The 19,408-nt window shown below is 47.3% G+C and carries 20 protein-coding genes; 11 read left to right on the top strand and 9 right to left on the bottom strand.

Features of this window, described 5'->3' with window-relative positions; genetic code table 11:
• Window position 1 precedes the first annotated feature (1 nt).
• Complete coding sequence (gene pdxH / locus C2758_RS02925; RefSeq protein ID WP_215329512.1) at window positions 2–637, top strand: pyridoxamine 5'-phosphate oxidase; 636 nt, start codon at window positions 2–4, stop codon at window positions 635–637.
• A 3-nt stretch (window positions 638–640) separates the two neighbouring features.
• Here the strand turns inward: pdxH and msrA are convergent, their stop codons facing one another.
• A complete protein-coding gene (msrA, locus tag C2758_RS02920; protein WP_215329511.1) occupies window positions 641–1,213 on the bottom strand; it encodes a peptide-methionine (S)-S-oxide reductase MsrA in 573 nt (190 codons plus the stop codon).
• On the opposite strand from msrA, the gene C2758_RS02915 reads away from it, so the two are divergent.
• Entirely contained in the window at window positions 1,196–2,668 is a 1,473-nt protein-coding gene (locus C2758_RS02915; protein ID WP_251369244.1) for a coniferyl aldehyde dehydrogenase, read from the top strand. The genes msrA and C2758_RS02915 overlap by 18 nt on opposite strands.
• 17 nt (window positions 2,669–2,685) lie before the next feature.
• On the opposite strand, the gene leuE is transcribed toward C2758_RS02915, so the two are convergent.
• A complete protein-coding gene (gene leuE, locus C2758_RS02910) occupies window positions 2,686–3,354 on the bottom strand; it encodes a leucine efflux protein LeuE (protein WP_215329510.1) in 669 nt (222 codons plus the stop codon).
• Window positions 3,355–3,605: 251 nt separating this feature from the next.
• Between leuE and C2758_RS02905 the strand changes: the two genes are divergently transcribed.
• Window positions 3,606–5,180, top strand: a complete 1,575-nt coding sequence (locus tag C2758_RS02905) for a DEAD/DEAH box helicase (protein WP_215329509.1) — start codon at window positions 3,606–3,608, stop codon at window positions 5,178–5,180.
• Window positions 5,181–5,182: 2 nt separating this feature from the next.
• Window positions 5,183–5,755, top strand: a complete 573-nt coding sequence (locus C2758_RS02900) for a chorismate lyase (RefSeq protein WP_215329508.1) — start codon at window positions 5,183–5,185, stop codon at window positions 5,753–5,755.
• Here C2758_RS02900 and C2758_RS02895 read toward each other — a convergent pair.
• Window positions 5,752–6,561, bottom strand: a complete 810-nt coding sequence (locus tag C2758_RS02895) for a uroporphyrinogen-III synthase (protein WP_215329507.1) — start codon at window positions 6,559–6,561, stop codon at window positions 5,752–5,754. The genes C2758_RS02900 and C2758_RS02895 overlap by 4 nt on opposite strands.
• A gap of 36 nt (window positions 6,562–6,597) precedes the next feature.
• Window positions 6,598–7,578: a hydroxymethylbilane synthase gene (gene hemC, locus C2758_RS02890; RefSeq protein WP_215329506.1), complete on the bottom strand. Its 981-nt coding sequence runs from the start codon at window positions 7,576–7,578 to the stop codon at window positions 6,598–6,600.
• Between the two features lie 43 nt (window positions 7,579–7,621).
• On the opposite strand from hemC, the gene argH reads away from it, so the two are divergent.
• Genes argH through C2758_RS02875 form a run of 3 tightly spaced genes read left to right on the top strand, consistent with a single transcriptional unit; the run spans window position 7,622 to window position 11,126 of the window.
• Window positions 7,622–9,040 carry an argininosuccinate lyase gene (argH, locus tag C2758_RS02885; protein ID WP_215329505.1) on the top strand — a complete coding sequence of 473 codons (1,419 nt, stop codon included), beginning with the start codon at window positions 7,622–7,624 and terminating at the stop codon, window positions 9,038–9,040.
• A 5-nt stretch (window positions 9,041–9,045) separates the two neighbouring features.
• Window positions 9,046–9,597 (top strand): TRAP transporter small permease subunit, encoded by a 552-nt coding sequence (locus tag C2758_RS02880; protein ID WP_215329504.1) that lies wholly within the window; start codon window positions 9,046–9,048, stop codon window positions 9,595–9,597.
• Window positions 9,594–11,126, top strand: a complete 1,533-nt coding sequence (locus tag C2758_RS02875) for a TRAP transporter large permease subunit (RefSeq protein WP_215329503.1) — start codon at window positions 9,594–9,596, stop codon at window positions 11,124–11,126. Before C2758_RS02880 ends, C2758_RS02875 begins: the two co-directional genes overlap by 4 nt.
• Before the next feature lie 20 nt (window positions 11,127–11,146).
• On the opposite strand, the gene C2758_RS02870 is transcribed toward C2758_RS02875, so the two are convergent.
• The 5 genes from C2758_RS02870 to C2758_RS02850 all read right to left on the bottom strand — a co-directional run bounded on the left by C2758_RS02870 (window position 11,147) and on the right by C2758_RS02850 (window position 15,539).
• Window positions 11,147–11,407 carry a Txe/YoeB family addiction module toxin gene (locus tag C2758_RS02870; protein WP_215329502.1) on the bottom strand — a complete coding sequence of 87 codons (261 nt, stop codon included), beginning with the start codon at window positions 11,405–11,407 and terminating at the stop codon, window positions 11,147–11,149.
• On the bottom strand, window positions 11,397–11,654 hold the full coding sequence (locus C2758_RS02865; RefSeq protein ID WP_215306249.1) for a type II toxin-antitoxin system Phd/YefM family antitoxin: 258 nt from the start codon (window positions 11,652–11,654) through the stop codon (window positions 11,397–11,399). The genes C2758_RS02870 and C2758_RS02865 overlap by 11 nt, the downstream gene beginning before the upstream one ends.
• Before the next feature lie 118 nt (window positions 11,655–11,772).
• Complete coding sequence (locus C2758_RS02860; RefSeq protein ID WP_215329501.1) at window positions 11,773–14,040, bottom strand: arginine/lysine/ornithine decarboxylase; 2,268 nt, start codon at window positions 14,038–14,040, stop codon at window positions 11,773–11,775.
• Between the two features lie 48 nt (window positions 14,041–14,088).
• The gene (dcd, locus tag C2758_RS02855; protein ID WP_215329500.1) at window positions 14,089–14,655 is read right to left on the bottom strand and encodes a dCTP deaminase; all 567 of its coding nucleotides are present in this window, start codon (window positions 14,653–14,655) and stop codon (window positions 14,089–14,091) included.
• Between the two features lie 41 nt (window positions 14,656–14,696).
• Window positions 14,697–15,539 (bottom strand): formate dehydrogenase accessory sulfurtransferase FdhD, encoded by an 843-nt coding sequence (locus C2758_RS02850; RefSeq protein ID WP_215330043.1) that lies wholly within the window; start codon window positions 15,537–15,539, stop codon window positions 14,697–14,699.
• A 133-nt stretch (window positions 15,540–15,672) separates the two neighbouring features.
• Here C2758_RS02850 and metG point away from each other — a divergent pair, with 133 nt between their 5' ends.
• The 4 genes from metG to panC all read left to right on the top strand — a co-directional run bounded on the left by metG (window position 15,673) and on the right by panC (window position 19,405).
• Window positions 15,673–17,343: a methionine--tRNA ligase gene (gene metG / locus C2758_RS02845; protein ID WP_215329499.1), complete on the top strand. Its 1,671-nt coding sequence runs from the start codon at window positions 15,673–15,675 to the stop codon at window positions 17,341–17,343.
• A 148-nt stretch (window positions 17,344–17,491) separates the two neighbouring features.
• Window positions 17,492–17,683 carry a DUF3460 family protein gene (locus C2758_RS02840; RefSeq protein ID WP_371817707.1) on the top strand — a complete coding sequence of 64 codons (192 nt, stop codon included), beginning with the start codon at window positions 17,492–17,494 and terminating at the stop codon, window positions 17,681–17,683.
• A 76-nt stretch (window positions 17,684–17,759) separates the two neighbouring features.
• Window positions 17,760–18,557 carry a ScpA family protein gene (locus tag C2758_RS02835; RefSeq protein ID WP_251369278.1) on the top strand — a complete coding sequence of 266 codons (798 nt, stop codon included), beginning with the start codon at window positions 17,760–17,762 and terminating at the stop codon, window positions 18,555–18,557.
• Window positions 18,554–19,405, top strand: a complete 852-nt coding sequence (panC, locus tag C2758_RS02830) for a pantoate--beta-alanine ligase (RefSeq protein WP_215329490.1) — start codon at window positions 18,554–18,556, stop codon at window positions 19,403–19,405. The genes C2758_RS02835 and panC overlap by 4 nt, the downstream gene beginning before the upstream one ends.
• Window positions 19,406–19,408 lie beyond the last annotated feature (3 nt).

Below are 19,408 nucleotides of genomic sequence, written 5' to 3'. Positions count from 1 at the left end.
AATGGACTCCATTGCTCAACTCCGCAAAAACTATACCTTCGGCCAGCTTTCAGAGACTGAGGTTTCATCTAATCCACTAGATTTATTTCAGGTTTGGTTTGATCAGGCTGTCAAAGCGGAATGTCCCGAACCCAACTCCATGACTTTGGCAACCGCGGATTCAGCCGGCAATCCATCAGCCCGTATTGTCTTACTAAAAGGCGCAGATAGTGCTGGCTTCACCTTCTTTACTAATTACGAAAGCCAAAAAGGTAAAGAGCTGACTGCTCGCCCACACGCTGCCTTGTTATTTCATTGGCACGAGCTAGAGCGTCAGGTTCGCATCAAAGGGCTTGTTGAACGCGTTAGCCCTGCCGAGAGCGATGAATACTTTCACTCTCGACCAGCAGCATCTCGCATTGGCGCCTGGGCTTCACCACAAAGCTCCGAGATTCCCAATCGCGAATTTCTGGAGGAAGCTGAAAAGCGTTTCGCAGCAGACTTTGGAGATAAGCCACCACGCCCAGAACATTGGGGTGGATACCGCCTAAAACCTACTGAGATTGAGTTCTGGCAAGGTCGTCCTTCACGCCTGCATGACCGCATTCACTATCAACTTGATGGTGCTCAATGGCGCATTACTCGTTTGGCGCCTTAAAATCTAGCGAAACTCTGGCGCAATCAGAGATTGAAACTTCGCTCGGAATTTCGCTAATTTAGGAGCAACGACTGCCATGCAGTAGCCCTGCCCTGGATGCTGACGAAAATAATTCTGGTGATACTCCTCAGCCGGATAAATAACCGGTGCTATATCAATTTGCGTCACCACCGGATTGGAATAAATTTTTGCACTCTCTAGCTCTTTCACTACTTCATGAGCAGTTGTATTTTGGGTGTCGCTGTGAGTAAAAATCACTGAGCGGTATTGAGTACCGCGGTCATTGCCCTGGTAATTCAAGGTGGTTGGATCATGGATAACAAAGAAGATTTCCAATAAATCACGAAAGGACACTACAGCCGGATCAAAGTAAACGTCGACGATTTCAGCATGTCCAGTTTGGCCGGAGCAAATAGATTCATAGTCTGGGTTTAGCATCGCCCCTCCCGCATATCCTGAGATCACGGCACTCACGCCGGAGATTTGCTGGTAAACGGCTTCCAGGCACCAGAAGCAGCCGCCGCCCAAGGTAGCGCGTTCAAGGGATAAGTTGTTTTTGTGAGTAGTTTCGTTCATGGCTTTATCCTAATACCTTATTCAATCGTTTGCTTGCCTCCATATAACCCTATGTCGATCAATCGCTTCACACTCCAATTAGATGAAATCAAGGCAGCGTATGCCTCAGAACCCAACCCCACGCTACAGGTTCGCCTTGAGCGGATTGGACGTATTGAGCGGATGATTGCCGCCAATGAAGACAAGATCTGCAAAGTCTTGGCTGCGGATTTCGGCAATCGGAACCCCATTGAGAGCCGTTTACTTGAGTTTCAGATGATTTATCAGGCTTGCAAACATGTCCGCAAGCACCTCAAAGAGTGGATGAAGCCTCAGCTAGTATCAACACCAGGATTTTTAGGCTCATCTCAAGCTTGGACTCAAATGCAGTCGATGGGAGTCGTGGGCATCATGAGTCCTTGGAACTACCCAGTGCAGCTAGCACTTGTCCCAGCCATTGCTGCCTTTGCAGCGGGTAACCGTGTCTGGCTCAAGCCTTCGGAAAGAAGTTCACGTACCTCTGGATTCTTGGCGACCTTGATTCAAGAATATTTTCACCCGAGCGAATTTTGCGTCAGCGTTGGTGGCACTGAAGTTGCAGAGCCTTTTGCTGCGCTTCCCTTTGATCACCTCTTTTTTACTGGCTCAGGAAACATTGGTAAGAAGGTTATGCGCGCAGCTGCAGATCACCTGACTCCAATTACATTAGAGCTTGGTGGAAAATCACCGGCGATTGTTGACCCTTCAGCCAATCTTAAAGATGCTGCCGCTAGCATTGCTTACGGCAAGCTAGTGAACAGTGGTCAGACTTGTATTGCACCTGACTACGTAGTGGTTCACGCAAGCGATTGCGATGCATTTGTTCAAGAGTTACAGAATGCAGCCCAAAAACAATTCTCTAATCCAGCAGAATTCACTAGCGCCATTGACGAGCATCAACTCGCACGTTGGCATCAACTCGTTCAAGATGCTGTGGATCGCGGCGCACAAGTTATCCGACTCATTCCCTCCGCTAACAATATTGAATTGCCATTCACCCCGGTAGCTCTCCGCAATGTTTCTGAGGATGCCCTCATCATGCAAGAAGAGGTATTTGGTCCCATTCTGCCAATCGTGACAATGCACGATATCGACTCCACCATTCGCTACATCAATCATCGTCCAATGCCATTAGCCCTATATTGGTTTGGCAAGAATAAAGAAGCAATGAAGCGCATTCTGAATGAAACTCGCTCTGGCGGCGTAACGATCAATGACACTTTGCTACATGCAGCCGTAGAAGATCTCCCATTTGGTGGCATCGGCGCAAGCGGTATGGGCGCCTATCACGGCAAAGCAGGTTTTGAGTTGTTTAGCCATCGCAAATCTGTTTTGGAGGTGCGAGGCTTCTTTGGTCTTCATTTTTTACGCGGCACTCAATTGGCAAGACCACCCTACGGCAAAGGTATTGAGCGCCTGTTGCGATGGCTCAAATAATGGCCAAGCGAAACTTATCAATAGAGTAGTAGCTTGCCAGCAAAGCCTATTAGCAGAGTCCCCACCAGAAACCAGAGGGCTGCAGCGTAATGTCGATGCTGATTAAAAAAGCTGAGAAAAAATTGCCCAGCACAAATGAGGCTTATCAAATAGGTCATGCTCACTATTTGCAATACCAAAGCTAGGTACAAAAAGGCATGCACTGGATACGCATACTCTGCTTGAATAAACTGCGTAAAGAATGAGACGAAGAAAAAGATTGCCTTAGGATTAGTTAAGGATAGAGTCAGTGCAGCTATTGCTGGATGAAGGGTATTGAAATAACCAGACCGGCCATCTCCTGATACCAGTACTTGTGTGCCATACCATCGTGCGAGGCCACCCCGAATAAAGCCATACCCCATATACGCTAAATAAGCGGCACCAAGCATACGCAAGAAGTTGAATGTGGATGGCGATGAGTTGAGTAAAGTTGCTGCGCCTAAAGCGACCCCCATCATCAAGATAGCGTCGCCAATAAAGATACCTACTGTTGCCCACGCGCCAGCACGCCACCCCTTAACCGAAGCAATCGCCAAGACATATAAAGAATTTGGGCCGGGAAATAAGATCGTAAAAATGACGCCAACTAAGTATGTGGGGAAATCAACAATGCCCACGCTTGAGGGCGAAATAAACCAGTTCATCACCTGATCATAATTAAATTCGGGAAAACCCTTGTAATAAGCTTCTTAAAATGCCATAATAAGAGGCTTTTTAAAGCAATTTGATTCATCGCCCCCCAGCTATATTTCAGCGTATCGTTTAGAAGTCATAAACACCGAATTTACAAAACGCGCTGCCGCCTGTCTGATGGTCGATGCCTTTGACCATCACACTCAATAAAAAACAGAGAGTGTATACACGGAGACATCCCATTAACGGGATGTGTAATAGCATGACTTTTTCTAAAGAAACCAATCCCGCCGGAACTGAATTCCAGACTTTCGCCCTTGCGGCGCCACTCCTTAAAAACGTTGCTGAACTGGGATACACCCAAGCTACCGAAGTACAAGCTCAGGTTATTCCTGCCGCCCTTGCTGGTGGTGACTTATTGGTTAGCAGCCAAACTGGTAGCGGTAAAACCGCAGCCTTCTTATTGCCTTTGATTAATCAACTCATTGAAGACAATCCAAACGGCTCACCTGTACCAGGACGCGCACAACCTAAAGTACTAGTGCTCTGCCCTACTCGTGAATTAGCGCAACAAGTTGCCGCTGATGCAGTGAACTTAGTTCGCGGCATGAAAGGCATTCGTATTGCAACCGTCATGGGTGGCATGCCTTACGGCAAGCAAATCCAAGCACTGAAAGGTGCATTGTTAGTTGTTGCAACTCCTGGTCGTTTACTTGACCTGACCGACAGCAAAGCAATTCGCTTAGATGATGTAAAGCAACTTGTCATTGACGAAGCAGATCGTATGCTCGACATGGGATTTGCCGATGACCTCGAGGCAATTGACAAGCGTTGCGCTAGTCGTACCCAAACTTTGATGTTCTCCGCAACTTTTGCGCCAAAGATTATGTCTTTAGCTAATGAGTTGACTACTAACGCTAAGCGCATTGAGCTGGCTCATGCTGGCGAAAAGCACGCAAACATTGAACAGAAGTTGCACTGGGCTGACAGCATGTCACACAAGCATAAATTGCTCGAGCACATTTTGGCTGATGCCTCTTTGGATCAAGCGGTAGTTTTTGCAAGCACTCAAATTGAAAGTGAAAAAATTGCTGACACCTTACGCGCTAACGGCTACGAAGCTAGCGCCTTGCATGGTGCTATGCCTCAGGCTGTACGTATGCGTCGTCTTGAGTCACTGCGTAAAGGTCACACCAAGATTTTGGTTGCAACTGACGTAGCAGCTCGCGGTATTGATGTGCCACGTATTAGCCATGTAATTAACTTTGGCTTGCCAATGAAACCGGAAGACTATACGCACCGCATCGGTCGTACAGGTCGCGCTGGTCGCAATGGTGTTGCTATCACTTTGGTTGAACATCGTGATCGCGCCAAGATTCGTAATATCGAACGCTTTACACAGCAAGACATTGTTGCTTCAGTCATTGCTGGCCTCGAGCCACAAGCCAAGCCTAGCTTTGGTGGTGGTGGCGGTCGCCCAGGTGGTGGTCGTTCTGGCGGTGGCTTTGGTGGTGGCAATCGCTCTGGTGGTGGTGGCGGTGGTGGTCGTTATGGATCTGGTGCTCGCTCAGAGTCTCGCTCTGGTGGCGGCGGCGGTAATCGCTCAGGCAATCATTTTGAATCTCGCTCTAGCGATTCACGTCCTGCAGGTGACTCCCGTCCATCGGGTGATTCACGCCCTGCTGGCGCTAATCGTTTTGCTGATTCACGCCCTGCGCGCTCTGGTGACTCACGTCCTGCTGGCGGCAATCGCTCGGGTGACTCACGTCCGTCCGCTGGTCCACGTTTTGGTAAACCCAAAACTGGCGGTCAACGCAGAAGCTTTAGCGGCAACTAAAAATGGTTCACCGTCGTCGCCTCCGTTCTTCATGGAATCGAGTCGATTCCGGTGAATCGCATCAAGCGCCACGCCAGTGGCAGCCTTGGCTTAGCGATACCGGTTCTTTAACCCAAAAAATTGAACGTGCAATCGGGCAAAAACTAGAAGTAGTTGTTTTGCGTGATTGCCGTCAAAACCTGAATAGCGACGAGAGTCGCTATTTTCATTTCAAGATCAAGCGTTGTCGCATTAGAGAAGTGCTACTTTGCGCTAATGGCATTCCTCTGGTGATGGCACATAGCATCATCCCCAGTGCTAGCTCAAGCGGCAGTAATCATGAGGTTCTGCGCTTAGGAAAGAAGCCATTGGGTGCAGTGCTATTTGCCAAAACACGCATGCGCTCTTACAAGAAACCACCCCGAGAGATTGCTCGCCTTGATAAGCAGAGCGCTCTATGGAAAAAATGTTTTCAGCAATACTCAGGCCTACCACAGGTCAGCTGGGCAAGACGTACGCTATATCAACTGAAAGGACGCCCACTCTTAGTGAGTGAAGTTTTTCTGCCAGCCCTTCTCAACTATCCTGCAAATTAAATAGAGAGCCAAGCTTGCGATGCGGCAATCAAAGCCTCGTCTCCAGGCTCACAAGTAAACACCTCACCAAAGCCGATTTGCTTAGCCGCATCGGCAATGTTGTGATGCGGGCAAATGGCCGTAGCGAGATCAAGTGGCAGTTTCGCTTGACCTAAATACCTTACCGCCTCCGATGAAGTCAGAAGCCAAAGTGATTTAGCAAGCTCTATTTCATGAATTTCATTCCAGGTCGCACTATTTAGATCTAAAGGAACGCGGGCATAGACTGAGAATGCTTCAACTTGAGCGCCAGCATTTTTTAAAGTGTCGGCCAGCCAATCGCGCCCACCCTCGCCTTTAAAGATGATTACTTTTTTAGTGGGCCAATCCCAGTGCAGGCTCTGCAACTCAGTCCACAAGCCCTCCGAATCCCACTGCGTATTATTCTGCGGAAGAATGACTTTTGCGGGCTTACTCTCCAGACCAATGCCATGATTTTTCAGAGCTGCCATGCTGCTACCACCCATAACTCCTATGGGCACAGGCTTGTTTGATAACTCTTGCCAGGAGCACTCCAATAAACGCATCGTGCATTCAATGGCATTCGGGCTAACAAAGATGGCTAAGTCTGCAGTCTGTAGGGCTGTAGCAATCTGTTCTACCAAAAGATCATCGCCCTTTGGGGCAATAGTCAGTAAGGGTAAAGAAATGATTTTGGGGATAGATTCGAAAGTAAAGCCGCTATTACGCAAGCTCACCTGAAGCGCTTCTGATAATTGACGTGCCTGTCCACTGGGGCGAGTAATGACAATGGTCTTATTGCTCATCCGCAACCTGTCTAATAGATTATTACTTGTAAACTATTATTTAGGCAGACCATTAGGTAACAAACGCTCTGCACCTTGAGCAATCAAATCTTGCGCTACTGAGAGCCCTAAAGCCTCTGCTTCATCGAGACTCTTGACAGTGCCTTGAGCGCTGGCCAAGCAGCTTGCAGTGCCATCCACGCTTGCAACAAAGGAGCGGATATTCATATGATCTTTGTCCCAAGTAGCATATGCAGCCAAAGGTACTTCACAAGAACCGCCTAATTGACGCGACACCATGCGTTCGGCAGTCACTGCATAGAGTGTTGGCAAGTCGTTCAGAGGCGCGAGCCACTCTTTTATTCTAGGGTGCTTAATCAGGGTTTCGATACCAAGTGCACCTTGTCCAGCAGCTGGTGTATACGGATCAATAGGTAGCAAAGCCCGAATACGGCTTCCTAAACCCAATCGCTTAAGACCTGCAGCGGCCAAAATAATTGCTTGGTACTCGCCGCGATCGAGCTTGCCCATCCGGGTATCTAAATTTCCCCTCAAGGGCTGGATCACCAAATGCGGAAATCTGGATCTCAGAACGGACTCTCGTCGCAAACTAGAAGTACCCACTACCGCACCTTTCGGCAAATCCTCCAGGCTGGCATAGTCGTTGGAGACAAATGCATCATGGGCATCCTCCCTTACCATCACACAGGACAGATCAAAACCCTCTGGCATGACCATAGGAACGTCTTTTAGAGAATGCACCGCTAGATCTGCCCGACCATCTTCTAGGGCAGTTTCGAGCTCTTTTACAAATAAGCCCTTACCACCCACTTTGGAGAGGGCTTTATCTAGAATTTGGTCCCCTCTGGTAGTCATACCCAGAATCTGTACATCGCATGCCGGATAGAGCTTTTTGAGGCAATCCCGGAGGTGTTCAGCCTGCCACATAGCGAGACGGCTCTCACGGGAGGCTATTACTAGGCGCTCAGGGGTGCCAGAGTTAGAGGCTGCAGGACTAGAAATTGGGGTTTGGGACATAGCATTTAAAATAATTAAAGATTTACATCAATATACTGCGTTTATGAGCTCATCAAAAAATTCCCTTTCCAACAAAGCCCAAGCTTGGTCGGCCCGGTTTAACGAACCTGTTGACGAACTAGTTCAACGTTATACCGCCTCTATTGGGTTTGATCAACGATTTGCCTTGGTGGATATCGCAGGATCTTTAGCTCACGCTGAAATGCTGGCTACTCAAAAAATTATCGGCGCCCAAGATTTGGCGGATATTCAAAAGGGTATGGCCCAGATCAAAGGCGAAATCGAAGCTGGTGAATTTAACTGGCAACTGGCGCTAGAAGATGTACACCTCAATATCGAGGCACGCCTGACTGAGTTAGTTGGCGATGCTGGAAAGCGTCTTCATACTGGTCGTTCACGTAATGATCAGGTAGCGACTGATTTGCGCCTCTGGTTACGTGGCAGCGTTGATGAAATCGCAGCCACTCTCAAAACCCTGCGCATTGCCTTACTCAATCTTGCTGAGACTCATGCTGCCACGATCATGCCTGGCCATACGCATTTACAAGTAGCCCAGCCCATTACTTTTGGTCATCACTTGATGGCCTATTACGAAATGTTTAGTCGTGATGCGAGCCGCTTAGCCGATCTGCGTGCCCGCTTTAATCGTTTACCGCTCGGTGCAGCTGCTTTAGCCGGAACCACTTATCCTATCGATCGCGAGCAGGTTGCCAAGATCTTGGGTTTTGATGGCATCTGCAACAATTCTCTTGATGCAGTATCTGATCGTGACTTTGCAATTGAGTTCTGCGCCTTTGCATCCATCTTGATGATGCACGTATCCCGCCTATCTGAAGAGTTGGTACTCTGGCTGAGCCCACGCTTTGGCTTTATTGATTTACCAGATCGCTTCTGTACTGGCAGCTCCATCATGCCGCAGAAAAAGAATCCGGATGTACCAGAATTAGCACGTGGCAAAACTGGTCGTGTCTACGGTGATTTGATTTCTTTATTGACCTTAATGAAGAGCCAGCCATTGGCATATAACAAGGATAACCAAGAAGACAAAGAGCCTTTGTTTGATGCAGTAGATACCGTGCAAGATACCTTGCGCATCTTCGCTGACATGGTTCCCCATATTCAGGTGAAAGCTGATGTAATGAAGGCCGCTGCTGAAGAAGGCTTCGCAACCGCCACTGACTTGGCCGATTACTTAGTTAAAAAAGGCTTAGCTTTCCGTGATGCTCATGAAGCAGTAGCTCATGCAGTCAAAGCCTGTGTCGGCCGTAACTGCATGCTTACCGATTTATCACTCTCTGAATTGCGTTTTGCTTGTGGCTTAGACACCCGTCCCGAGCTCATGGGTGATGACGTCTTTGCTTTACTAACCGTGGATGGCTCCGTGAATTCTCGTCAACATGCTGGCGGTACCGCCCCGGCTCAAGTACTTGCTGCAATTAAACGGGGTCGTGCAGATCTCTAATCCGCATGGGCTTTTGGGGAACGCTCTCAACAGGAATTGACCGCTTAAATCAATTTCTGGGCAAGGCAGCTAGCATCATGATCTTGCTGTCTTGTGTAGTGTCAGCTGTTAACGCTGTGCTTCGCTATAGCCTAGATATCAGCAATAACTGGCCACTAGAATTACAGTGGTATCTGTTTGCTGCTGCTGTCATGCTGGGAGCCGCATACACCCTTAAGCGCAATGAACATGTTCGAGTCGATTTAATTTACTCACAGCTTTCTGATCGCGGCCGTCTATATATTGACCTCTTTGGCTTGATTGTTTTTTTATTACCCGCTTGCTTATTGTTTGCGTGGTTATCTTGGACTACTTTGTTTTACCCGTCCTGGTTAGTTTCTGAACATTCACTCAATGCAGGTGGTTTATCACGCTACCCCATTAAGTTTGTTGTACCTTTTGGTTTTTTCATGCTGAGCCTACAAGGACTTTCGGAAATCATTAAACGCATTGGCGCCCTCAAAGGCAAAGAGACATTGCCTGCCGCCGATCTTCATTATGAAAAGCCCATGCAATGATTCCATTGGAATGGATGCCACCGTTGATGTTTGGCGGACTCATTGTGTTTATGTTGATCGGTTTTCCGGTGGCGTTTTCTTTGATGGCCGCGGGATTATTCTTTGCTGGCATTGCGATTGCTGAAAATTTCTTTGGTATGCCGTTTTTGCAAGCCATTCCTCAGCGCATCTTTGGTAGCGTTCTTGCTAACGACCTGCTTCTAGCAATCCCCTTCTTCACCTTCATGGGCGCCATCTTGGAACGCTGCGGCCTTGCAGAAGAAATGTTGGACTCCATGGGTCAGCTCTTTGGACGCATACGGGGTGGGCTTGGCTACTCTGTGATTATTGTGGGATTTATTCTGGGGGCGATTACTGGCACAGTAGCTGCTCAGGTGATCGCTATGGCGATGATTTCCCTGCCGGTAATGATGCGATATGGTTACAACATGCGCTACGCTACTGGCGTTTTAGCGGCTTCTGGGACTATTACTCAGCTAGTGCCACCCTCCTTGGTGCTGATTGTGTTGGCCGACCAGCTAAAAACCCAGAGTGGCAGCGCCGATGTAGGCAGCATGTATCTGGGCGCTTGGGGTCCCTCACTACTGCAAATTGGTCTTTTTGCTCTCTACACATTCTTCCTCTCTCGCTTTAGACCCGACTACCTACCAGCTGCGCCAGAAAATGAGCTCACCCTCAAAGGCTGGGCGTTGTGGAAAAAATGTCTGCTAGGGATTATTCCATCGGCAGTGCTGATTTTCTTGGTACTGGGAACCATCATGACTGGCATTGCCACTCCGACCGAGTCTGGCGCCATGGGAGCAATGGGCGCACTACTCCTGGCTTGGATGCGCAGGGCCAGCATTCCTAATCTCAAGGGCTTGATACAGCAAGCCTATCAAACCACCATGCGCATTACCGCTATGGTTATATTTATCTTGATTGGTTCAACTTGCTTCTCAGTCGTCTTTCAAGGTGTTGATGGCGGTCACTGGGTAGAAGCATTATTTTCAGATCTACCAGGAGGTTGGATTGGATTCTTGGTTGCTGTGAATCTATTTGTTTTCTTCTTAGCATTCTTCTTAGACTTCTTTGAAATCGCTTTCATCGTTGTACCGTTGCTTGCACCAGTGGCAGTCAAACTACTTGCACCAGTATTACTAGCCTCTATGAATGGCAACCCCCAAGCAGCGGCTAGTGCTGCTCTAGTGTGGTTCGGCGTGATGTTGTGCGTGAATATGCAAACCTCATTCATGCATCCCCCATTTGGATTTGCACTGTTCTACCTACGTGGTGTGGCACCTAAGGAAGTCAAGAGTAGTGATATCTACTGGGGCGCATTACCTTGGGTTGTTCTGCAACTCATCATGGTTGTGGTGGTGGTAGCATTCCCAGCCTTAGTCACCACCTTGCTTGATAAGCCTGCGGCAGTAGTGCAGAGTCAGGATTTTAATTTCACGGGAAGTGAAGAAGCTAAACCAAACTCATTGCCAAGTAAAGTTGATGAAGATGCGCCGGTGATCTTTCAGTTAGATAAACCAGGCAAATAACCATCTTCAATCCGCAATTATTAATAGTGATATCGGCAAGCAATAACCACAAGCTGATCTTTCTCGATGGCGTAGACAAGACGATGAACATCATCAATTCGTCTAGACCAAAATCCCGATAGACTTTCCTTTAATTCCTCAGGCTTTCCAATGCCATCCTCAGGATTTCGCATGGCATCTTTTATAAGTGCATTAATACGCCTTAAAGTTTTTTTATCTTGCCCTTGCCAGTAAACATAATCAGACCATGAAGCACTTGTCCATACAACCCTACTCAGCATCTACAAGATTCTTTTCTTTGGTTTGCCCTTTGCGATATTGCGCCAATGATTTCTCCAAATGTTTTACGTTAGCTGGAGATTTTAATAAATGGAGTGTTTCCATCATGCTGTTATAGGTATTCAAAGACATCACTACAGCATCATCAGCATCTCTGCGAGAGATGATGGCTACATCACAATCACTCACCACTTGATCGATTACTTGTTTAAATTGGTTTCTTGCGTCAGAAAAATTAATTACTCTCATGACTCATCCTTACTTGTTCAATATATTGTACAAGTATAGTTAAAACCCCCTTCACACGCAAGCAAAAAAATACCCTGCAAAAGCAGGGTATTACGAGGGATTGATTACTTAAACTAGATCACAGGTTGATATCCGGCTCCTGTCTTACGCAATCAACGTAGTACTCGCTACTGCCATTGACATCACCTTTTACTAGCCCATGAATATCCGTTTCAAAGCCAGGGAATTGCGCATTGAAGTCACGGGCAAAGTAGAGATAGTCAATGATGCGTTTATTAAATCGCTCACCCGGAATTAAGAGTGGAATACCTGGAGGATATGGTGTTACCAACATGGCGGTAATACGATCTTCAAGTTGATCTAAAGGAACACGATCCACTTTTTTGTGCGCCATCTTCGCCCAAGCTTCTGAAGGCATCATCGCTGGCACCATATCGGATGTATACATCTCGGTAGTCATGCGGGCTACATTAAGGCTCTTATAGAACTCATGGATCTGCTGGCAGATATCTTTGAGGCCAACGCGCTCATAACGAGGATGTTTGGCAACGAACTCTGGCAATACTTTCCACAAGGGAGCGTTCTTATCAAAGTGGTCTTTAAATTGCTGTAGCTCAGTTACTAAAGTATTCCAACGACCCTTAGTGATACCGATGGTGAACATGATGAAGAAGGAATACAAACCACACTTCTCTACGATCACGCCATGTTCAGCCAAGTACTTAGTAACGATACTTGCCGGGATGCCCATAGATCCGAAGTTACCTTCGACATCTAAACCAGGCGTCACTACAGTCGCCTTGATAGGATCGAGCATATTGAAATCTTGGGCAACATTGCCAAAGTCATGCCAGTTGGCATTAGGCCTCAGAATCCAATCTGAACGTTCGCCAATACCTTCTTCGGTTAAATGGTCTGGACCCCAAACCTTAAACCACCAGTCTGCGCCAAACTTATCATCCACTTCACGCATCGCACGACGGAAGTCCATCGCCTCAGCAATAGACTCCTCAACCAGCGTAGTACCACCAGGAGACTCCATCATGGCAGCAGATACATCGCAAGAAGCAATAATGGCGTACTGCGGACTAGTAGAGGTGTGCATCAAATAGGCTTCATTGAAACAGTCGCGATCAAGCTTCGTATCTTCTGCGTCCTGCACCAATACTTGTGAAGCTTGTGAGAGACCGGCCAACAACTTATGAGTTGATTGGGTAGCAAACATCAAGCTCTTCTTAGTACGCTTACGATCCGATCCGATGGCATGCATGTCTTTGTAGAACGGATGGAATGCGGCATGTGGCAGCCAAGCTTCATCGAAATGCAATGAATCGACTTTGCCATCGAGCATATCTTTAATCATCTCGACGTTATAGACGATGCCGTCATAAGTGCTTTGTGTGAGCGTCATGACACGCGGTACCACGTTCTTATCTTTAATAAAGGGGTTGGCATCAATTTTTTTCTTGATGTTTTTCCACTCAAACTCTTCTTTAGGAATCGGGCCAATAATGCCGAGGTGATTACGCGTTGGCATCAAGAAGATCGGAATCGCGCCCATCATCGTGATCGAATGAATCACAGACTTGTGGCAGTTACGGTCTACCAGCACCACATCACCAGGAGCAACGGTAGAGTGCCAAACAATCTTATTGGATGTCGACGTACCGTTTGTCACAAAGAATAAATGATCAGCATTAAAGATGCGGGCAGCATTGCGCTCGCTTTGTAACACGGGTCCGGTGTGATCTAACAGCTGACCTAATTCTTCTACTGCGTTACAGACGTCAGCGCGCAGCATGTTCTCACCAAAGAATTGATGGAACATGCGCCCTACCGGACTCTTCAAGAAAGCTACGCCGCCAGAGTGTCCTGGGCAATGCCAAGAGTAAGAGCCTTCAGAGGCGTAATTAGTTAAGGCGCGGAAGAATGGAGGCGCCAATGAATCTAGGTATACCTTAGCCTCACGAATGATATGGCGCGCTACAAACTCTGGCGTATCTTCATTCATATGAATAAAGCCGTGCAACTCGCGCAAGATGTCATTTGGCATATGGCGTGATGTGCGGGTCTCGCCATACAAGAAGATGGGAATATCTTCGTTGCGTTTACGAACTTCAGTAATAAAGGCACGCAAATTATTTAGTGCAGGCAAATCGTGGTCTTCAGAGTCAGAAACAAACTCCTCATCATCAATCGACACAATAAAACTAGAAGCGCGGGAGGCCTGCTGGGCAAAGGATGTCAGGTCGCCGTAGCTAGTCAAGCCAATGACTTCCATGCCCTCAGTTTCAATCGCCTCTGCTAAGTCGCGAATACCCGAACCTGAAATGTTTTCAGAGCGAAAATCCTCATCAATAATGATGATTGGAAAACGAAATTTCATGTGTATCCTTTAAAGTCGCCAATAGGGCGATTAAGCAGATTAAGCAGATTAAGTCTTCGGCAGAGTAACGCCGACTTGGCCTTGATACTTACCGCCACGATCTTTGTACGATGTGCCACATACTTCATCGCTTTCAAAGAACAGAACTTGTGCGCATCCTTCGCCGGCATAAATCTTTGCAGGCAATGGGGTCGTATTAGAAAACTCGAGCGTAACGTAACCTTCCCACTCCGGCTCGAATGGGGTGACGTTCACAATAATTCCGCAACGCGCATACGTACTCTTACCAACGCACACCGTTAGGACGCTACGCGGGATCTTGAAGTACTCAACCGTTCTTGCCAAGGCAAATGAGTTTGGAGGAATGATGCAAACCGGGCCCTTGAAATCGACAAACGATTGTTCATCGAAATTCTTAGGATCAACGATAGTGCTGTTGATGTTCGTGAAAATCTTGAACTCATCAGCACAACGAATGTCATAGCCATAGCTTGAAGTGCCATAGCTCACAATTTTTTGCCCGGCAGCATCATGGCGGACCTGCTCAGGCTCAAATGGGCTGATCATGCCTTGCTCGCCCATGCGGCGGATCCAGTGGTCAGATTTAATAGTCATGGCCGAATTGTAAAACCATCACGGGCTAGTTGCCCACGAATTTACAAGGCGGCAGGTGGAGAAGTAAAAATCACCCTCTCTGGGGCATTAAAGATCTCAAAATGCTTTCCAGAACAACGGGATAGCAAGGTGAGATTGGTCTTGCGGGCAAGCTCCAACCCCATTAAAGTCATGCCAGAGCGAGTCATGAGGAAGGGGATGCCCATCTGAGCACCTTTGATCACCATCTCTGAGGTGAGGCGTCCAGTAGTGAAGAAGATCAGGTCTTTGCCTGGCTTGTCCGCGAGCCACATCAGCCCAGAGATCGAGTCAACGGCATTGTGACGTCCAACATCCTCAATAAAGTGGAGGAGGCGGACATTATTATTACCGTCCCGCTCAAATACAGCACAAGCATGAACTGAACCAGATTTTTTGTAGATGGTGTCATGAACTCGAATGCTATCAATCAGATCAACGATGGCCTCTTGGGTTAACTGAGGGCCATCCGGCAATCTAATCTCTGCCATCTCCTCAATCAAGCCACCAAACATGGTGCCTTGGCCACAACCCGTCGTCACAACGCGTTTGCTGGTGAGGGCATCAATATCAACCGTGCTGCGATGAGTTTTGACTGCTGCCGAATCGGTTTCCCAATCCACCTGAATACTCGCTATATCGTCTGGTGACTCTACTAGGCGTTGATTACGCAAATAGCCTAGAACTAAAGCCTCAGGGGCGCTCCCTAAGGTCATCAGAGTAACGACTTCGCGCTTATCCAAATAAATGGTGAGAGGCCGCTCCCCAGGGATGTGGGTGGTCTTGATGCGCCCTGCCTCATCCATGACCTGTACCTCGTGCACCATGGGCACGGAAGCGTGAGACATCTGAATGTTGTGGGGCAAAGCCATAAAACGCCTCTTGAATAGGTTCAAATCGGTGTTAACTTTAACCGCAGACTAAAATTGGTGCTGAAATAGGGCTCCAAGCCCCATAATCTGGTATTCCTATTTGTTAAATTTTTCTATTTAAGTACGCATGAGTAGCCCCAAACGTCGCCTGCTAGTTACCTCCGCCTTACCTTACGCCAATGGCCAGATTCACATTGGGCATTTGGTGGAGTATGTCCAGACAGATATTTGGGTTCGCTTCCAGAGAATGCGTGGTCACGAAGTGCACTATGTTGGCGCTGATGACACTCACGGTACTCCAATCATGTTGCGCGCCGAAAAAGAGGGCATCACCCCGAAAGAACTCATTACCAATGTTTGGAAAGAGCACAAGCGCGACTTTGATGATTTCTTAATCTCGTTTGATAACTACTACACCACAGATAGCCCTGAGAATGAAAAGTTGTCGCAAAGCATCTATCTGAAGTTGCGTGATGCCGGCTTAATTGAAATGCGCTCGATTGAGCAAGCATACGACCCCGTAAAAGAAATGTTCTTGCCAGATCGCTTTATTAAAGGCGAGTGCCCCAAGTGTGGCGCTAAAGATCAGTACGGCGACTCTTGCGAAAAGTGTGGAGCAACTTACTCTCCAACAGATTTGAAAAATCCGTTCTCAGTAGTGAGCGGTGCAACGCCCATTAAAAAAGTTTCCGATCATTACTTTTTTAAGTTATCCGATCCCCGCTGCGAAACCTTTTTACGTGAATGGACTCAAGTAAGAACCCCACTGCAAGCTGAAGCTCGCAACAAAATGAAAGAGTGGGTTGGGCAGCCCGGGGACAGTAAGCTAGGTGACTGGGATATCTCCCGTGATGCTCCCTACTTTGGCTTTGAGATTCCGGATGCGCCAGGCAAATATTTTTATGTCTGGCTTGATGCGCCGATTGGCTATTACGCCAGCTTCCTCAATTACTGTCAGGCTAAAGGCATGAACTTTGAAGAATGGGTCAGGCCAGATACCACTACGGAGCAGTATCACTTTATCGGTAAAGATATTTTGTATTTCCACACACTCTTTTGGCCAGCAACTCTGCACTTTGCAGGCTACCGCACGCCAACCAATGTATTTGCTCACGGCTTTCTCACGGTCGATGGTGAGAAGATGAGTAAGTCACGTGGCACTTTAATTTCAGCACACAGCGTCATTGAATCTGGATTTAATCCTGAATGGTTCCGCTATTACTTTGCAACCAAACTCAATGACAGCATGGAAGATTTGGATTTAAATCTTCAAGACTTTGTTGCCCGCGTGAATAGCGATCTACTAGGAAAATACATTAACATCGCCAGTCGTAGTGCTGGTTTCTTGGTAAAACGTTTTGGTGGTGTAGTTTCTGACACAGCAATGAATAATCCATTACTTGCTGACATTGCATCTGCTAGTGAAAAAATTGCTGCCCTGTATGAAGCTCGTGAATATGCCAAGGCATTACGCACCATCATGGAATTGGCTGACAAGGTCAATGCCTTCGTTGATGAAAACAAGCCTTGGGAAATCGCCAAAGATCCTGAGCGCGAGTCTGACTTACAAGGAATCTGCAGCGTCACCTTAGAGGCATTCCGTTTATTGAGTCTGTATCTCAAGCCAGTACTGCCACAAGTCACAGCTGGGGTTGAGGACTTCCTCTCTGTGTCAGCCATGACTTGGAATGACGTTAAAACACCCCTCTCCAGCCAAAATCCGATCAAGCCCTACAAACACCTCATGACGCGTGTTGAAGCGCCTCAAATCGAGGCTTTATTGGCTGCAAATCTCTAAAAATAGGGTCAAAAGAGCGAATTTCTAGGGATTAGCCAAAAAGTCGGCAGGCTTGTAGGAAAAATCGTTAATAATGATGGCCTAGGTAATACATTGCTTCGCAGTAATTTTTTGTAAGTTATTGAATTAAATAAGAATTTTAGGAAATATGATGGCTAGGTATACATCCGAATTCACCCAGTTCTTAAATGAGCTCAAATCCGAGAAACCAGATCTCGAAGCTGGCCAGCAAGCTGGTCGCGCCCTCCTCTGGGATAAAGAGCCTTTGACTACTGAAGATCAACGTCGCGCTAAGGCAGCTAAATTAAAGCAGCGCGCTTACGTGTATTCGAATGACTAACTCAAGTAATACTTTGGGAGCAGAGCCAAGCGTTCAAACCGAGTTGCTTGACAGCACACCATCGGTTACCGATGGAATGTCATCTGCATTTGCTAAGTTGTATGGTGAACCGCTATTTAAGCTTCCAACAGATCTCTATATTCCGCCTGATGCGCTAGAAGTTTTTCTAGAGGCATTTGAAGGCCCACTTGATCTTCTGCTTTATTTGATTCGTAAACAGAATTTCAATGTACTTGATATTCCAATGGCACAGGTGACTCAGCAGTACCTTAGCTACATCGATCAGATCCGCCATCACAACTTAGAGCTTGCTGCTGAATATCTTTTAATGGCAGCCATGTTGATCGAGATTAAATCTCGCATGCTATTGCCAATGAAGAAGGCTGATAGTGATGAAGAGGTTGAAGATCCTCGTGCGGAATTAGTTCGTCGCCTCTTAGAATACGAGCGCATGAAGCTGGCTGCTCAAGAGCTTGACCAAATTCCGCAACAAGGGCGTGATTTCCAAATCGCTCATGGTTACGTTGATACCACTGTTGCAGTGACTTGGCCTGAGGTCAATCAAGATGACCTACAGATGGCTTGGCGTGACGTGCTACACCGCGCAAAACTGAATCAACATCACACAATTACCCGTGAAGAATTGTCTGTTCGTGATTTCATGACGCGCATTTTGCGTCGCTTACAAAACACACGCTTTGTTGAGTTTGGTGAGTTATTTGAAGACGCCATCAAATCTGGCAAAGGTATTCCGATAGTCATCGTGAACTTCATTGCAATGCTTGAGCTCTCGCGTGAGGCTTTAGTTGAAATTACTCAAGCAGAGCCATACGCTCCAATCTACGTTCGCCTTGCCTATACCCCTGTTGCATGAAAATTATTAGCGATATACAGGAGTTACGCGACCACTTGCGCGGACAAAATCGTGCCTCTTTTGTGCCAACCATGGGCAACCTCCATGAGGGTCATTTATCACTGATGCGTCTTGCTAGGCAACATGGTGATCCGGTAGTCGCCAGCATCTTTGTGAACCGCCTCCAATTTGGTCCAAATGAAGATTTTGATAGCTACCCGCGTACTATCCAGGCAGATATCGATAAGCTGGAAAAAGAAGGGGTGTACATCTTGTTTGCACCCACTGAGCGAGACCTATATCCACAGCCCCAGGAATACCGCGTAGATCCGCCACAGCAACTAGGAGATATTCTTGAGGGCGAATTCCGCCCCGGCTTCTTTAAAGGTGTTTGTACTGTTGTACTCAAGTTACTTTCTTGCGTTCAACCCAAAGTTGCGGTGTTTGGAAAAAAAGATTACCAGCAACTAATGATCATTCGCCAGATGGCCAAACAATTTGCCCTACCTGTAGATATCATTCCAGGAGAAACGATTCGTGCAGAAGATGGTCTTGCCCTCTCCTCTCGTAATGGTTATCTCTCCAATGAGGAACGCCTAGAAGCACCTGAGCTTCAAAAAGTCTTGCAGCAAGTTCGTGCTCGCGTGCTGAATTTGAGTGAACGCAATACGCATTCGCTGGTCGAGATTGAAAAGCTCGCCGTGGACCTTCTGACTGGCCGTGGTTGGCAACCAGACTATATTGCCATACGCCAGCAAAGTGATTTAGCGCCTGCCTCAAATCAAAGCCTGCAATCAGGCGAACCTTTAGTTATTTTGACGGCTGCCAAGCTAGGTAAAACACGTTTGATTGATAACTTAGAGATTTAATCT

The organism is Polynucleobacter sp. AP-Sving-400A-A2 (assembly GCF_018688155.1).
Classification (GTDB): domain Bacteria; phylum Pseudomonadota; class Gammaproteobacteria; order Burkholderiales; family Burkholderiaceae; genus Polynucleobacter.
The sequence above is the reverse complement of the archived record's forward strand: the minus strand, read 5'-3'. Positions and strand labels throughout refer to the sequence as shown.

What these genes read in the sequence shown, in the direction of transcription:
- leuE (WP_215329510.1), bottom strand. Translation starts at nt 3,354, where the DNA reads ATGAACTGGTTTATTTCGCCCTCAAGCGTGGGCATTGTTGATTTCCCC.
- pdxH (WP_215329512.1), top strand. Translation starts at nt 2, where the DNA reads ATGGACTCCATTGCTCAACTCCGCAAAAACTATACCTTCGGCCAGCTT.
- C2758_RS02905 (WP_215329509.1), top strand. Translation starts at nt 3,606, where the DNA reads ATGACTTTTTCTAAAGAAACCAATCCCGCCGGAACTGAATTCCAGACT.
- metG (WP_215329499.1), top strand. Translation starts at nt 15,673, where the DNA reads ATGAGTAGCCCCAAACGTCGCCTGCTAGTTACCTCCGCCTTACCTTAC.
- panC (WP_215329490.1), top strand. Translation starts at nt 18,554, where the DNA reads ATGAAAATTATTAGCGATATACAGGAGTTACGCGACCACTTGCGCGGA.
- C2758_RS02865 (WP_215306249.1), bottom strand. Translation starts at nt 11,654, where the DNA reads ATGAGAGTAATTAATTTTTCTGACGCAAGAAACCAATTTAAACAAGTA.
- C2758_RS02840 (WP_371817707.1), top strand. Translation starts at nt 17,492, where the DNA reads ATGATGGCTAGGTATACATCCGAATTCACCCAGTTCTTAAATGAGCTC.
- C2758_RS02870 (WP_215329502.1), bottom strand. Translation starts at nt 11,407, where the DNA reads ATGCTGAGTAGGGTTGTATGGACAAGTGCTTCATGGTCTGATTATGTT.
- argH (WP_215329505.1), top strand. Translation starts at nt 7,622, where the DNA reads ATGAGCTCATCAAAAAATTCCCTTTCCAACAAAGCCCAAGCTTGGTCG.
- C2758_RS02835 (WP_251369278.1), top strand. Translation starts at nt 17,760, where the DNA reads ATGTCATCTGCATTTGCTAAGTTGTATGGTGAACCGCTATTTAAGCTT.
- C2758_RS02900 (WP_215329508.1), top strand. Translation starts at nt 5,183, where the DNA reads ATGGTTCACCGTCGTCGCCTCCGTTCTTCATGGAATCGAGTCGATTCC.
- msrA (WP_215329511.1), bottom strand. Translation starts at nt 1,213, where the DNA reads ATGAACGAAACTACTCACAAAAACAACTTATCCCTTGAACGCGCTACC.
- C2758_RS02875 (WP_215329503.1), top strand. Translation starts at nt 9,594, where the DNA reads ATGATTCCATTGGAATGGATGCCACCGTTGATGTTTGGCGGACTCATT.
- C2758_RS02860 (WP_215329501.1), bottom strand. Translation starts at nt 14,040, where the DNA reads ATGAAATTTCGTTTTCCAATCATCATTATTGATGAGGATTTTCGCTCT.
- hemC (WP_215329506.1), bottom strand. Translation starts at nt 7,578, where the DNA reads ATGTCCCAAACCCCAATTTCTAGTCCTGCAGCCTCTAACTCTGGCACC.
- C2758_RS02895 (WP_215329507.1), bottom strand. Translation starts at nt 6,561, where the DNA reads ATGAGCAATAAGACCATTGTCATTACTCGCCCCAGTGGACAGGCACGT.
- dcd (WP_215329500.1), bottom strand. Translation starts at nt 14,655, where the DNA reads ATGACTATTAAATCTGACCACTGGATCCGCCGCATGGGCGAGCAAGGC.
- C2758_RS02880 (WP_215329504.1), top strand. Translation starts at nt 9,046, where the DNA reads ATGGGCTTTTGGGGAACGCTCTCAACAGGAATTGACCGCTTAAATCAA.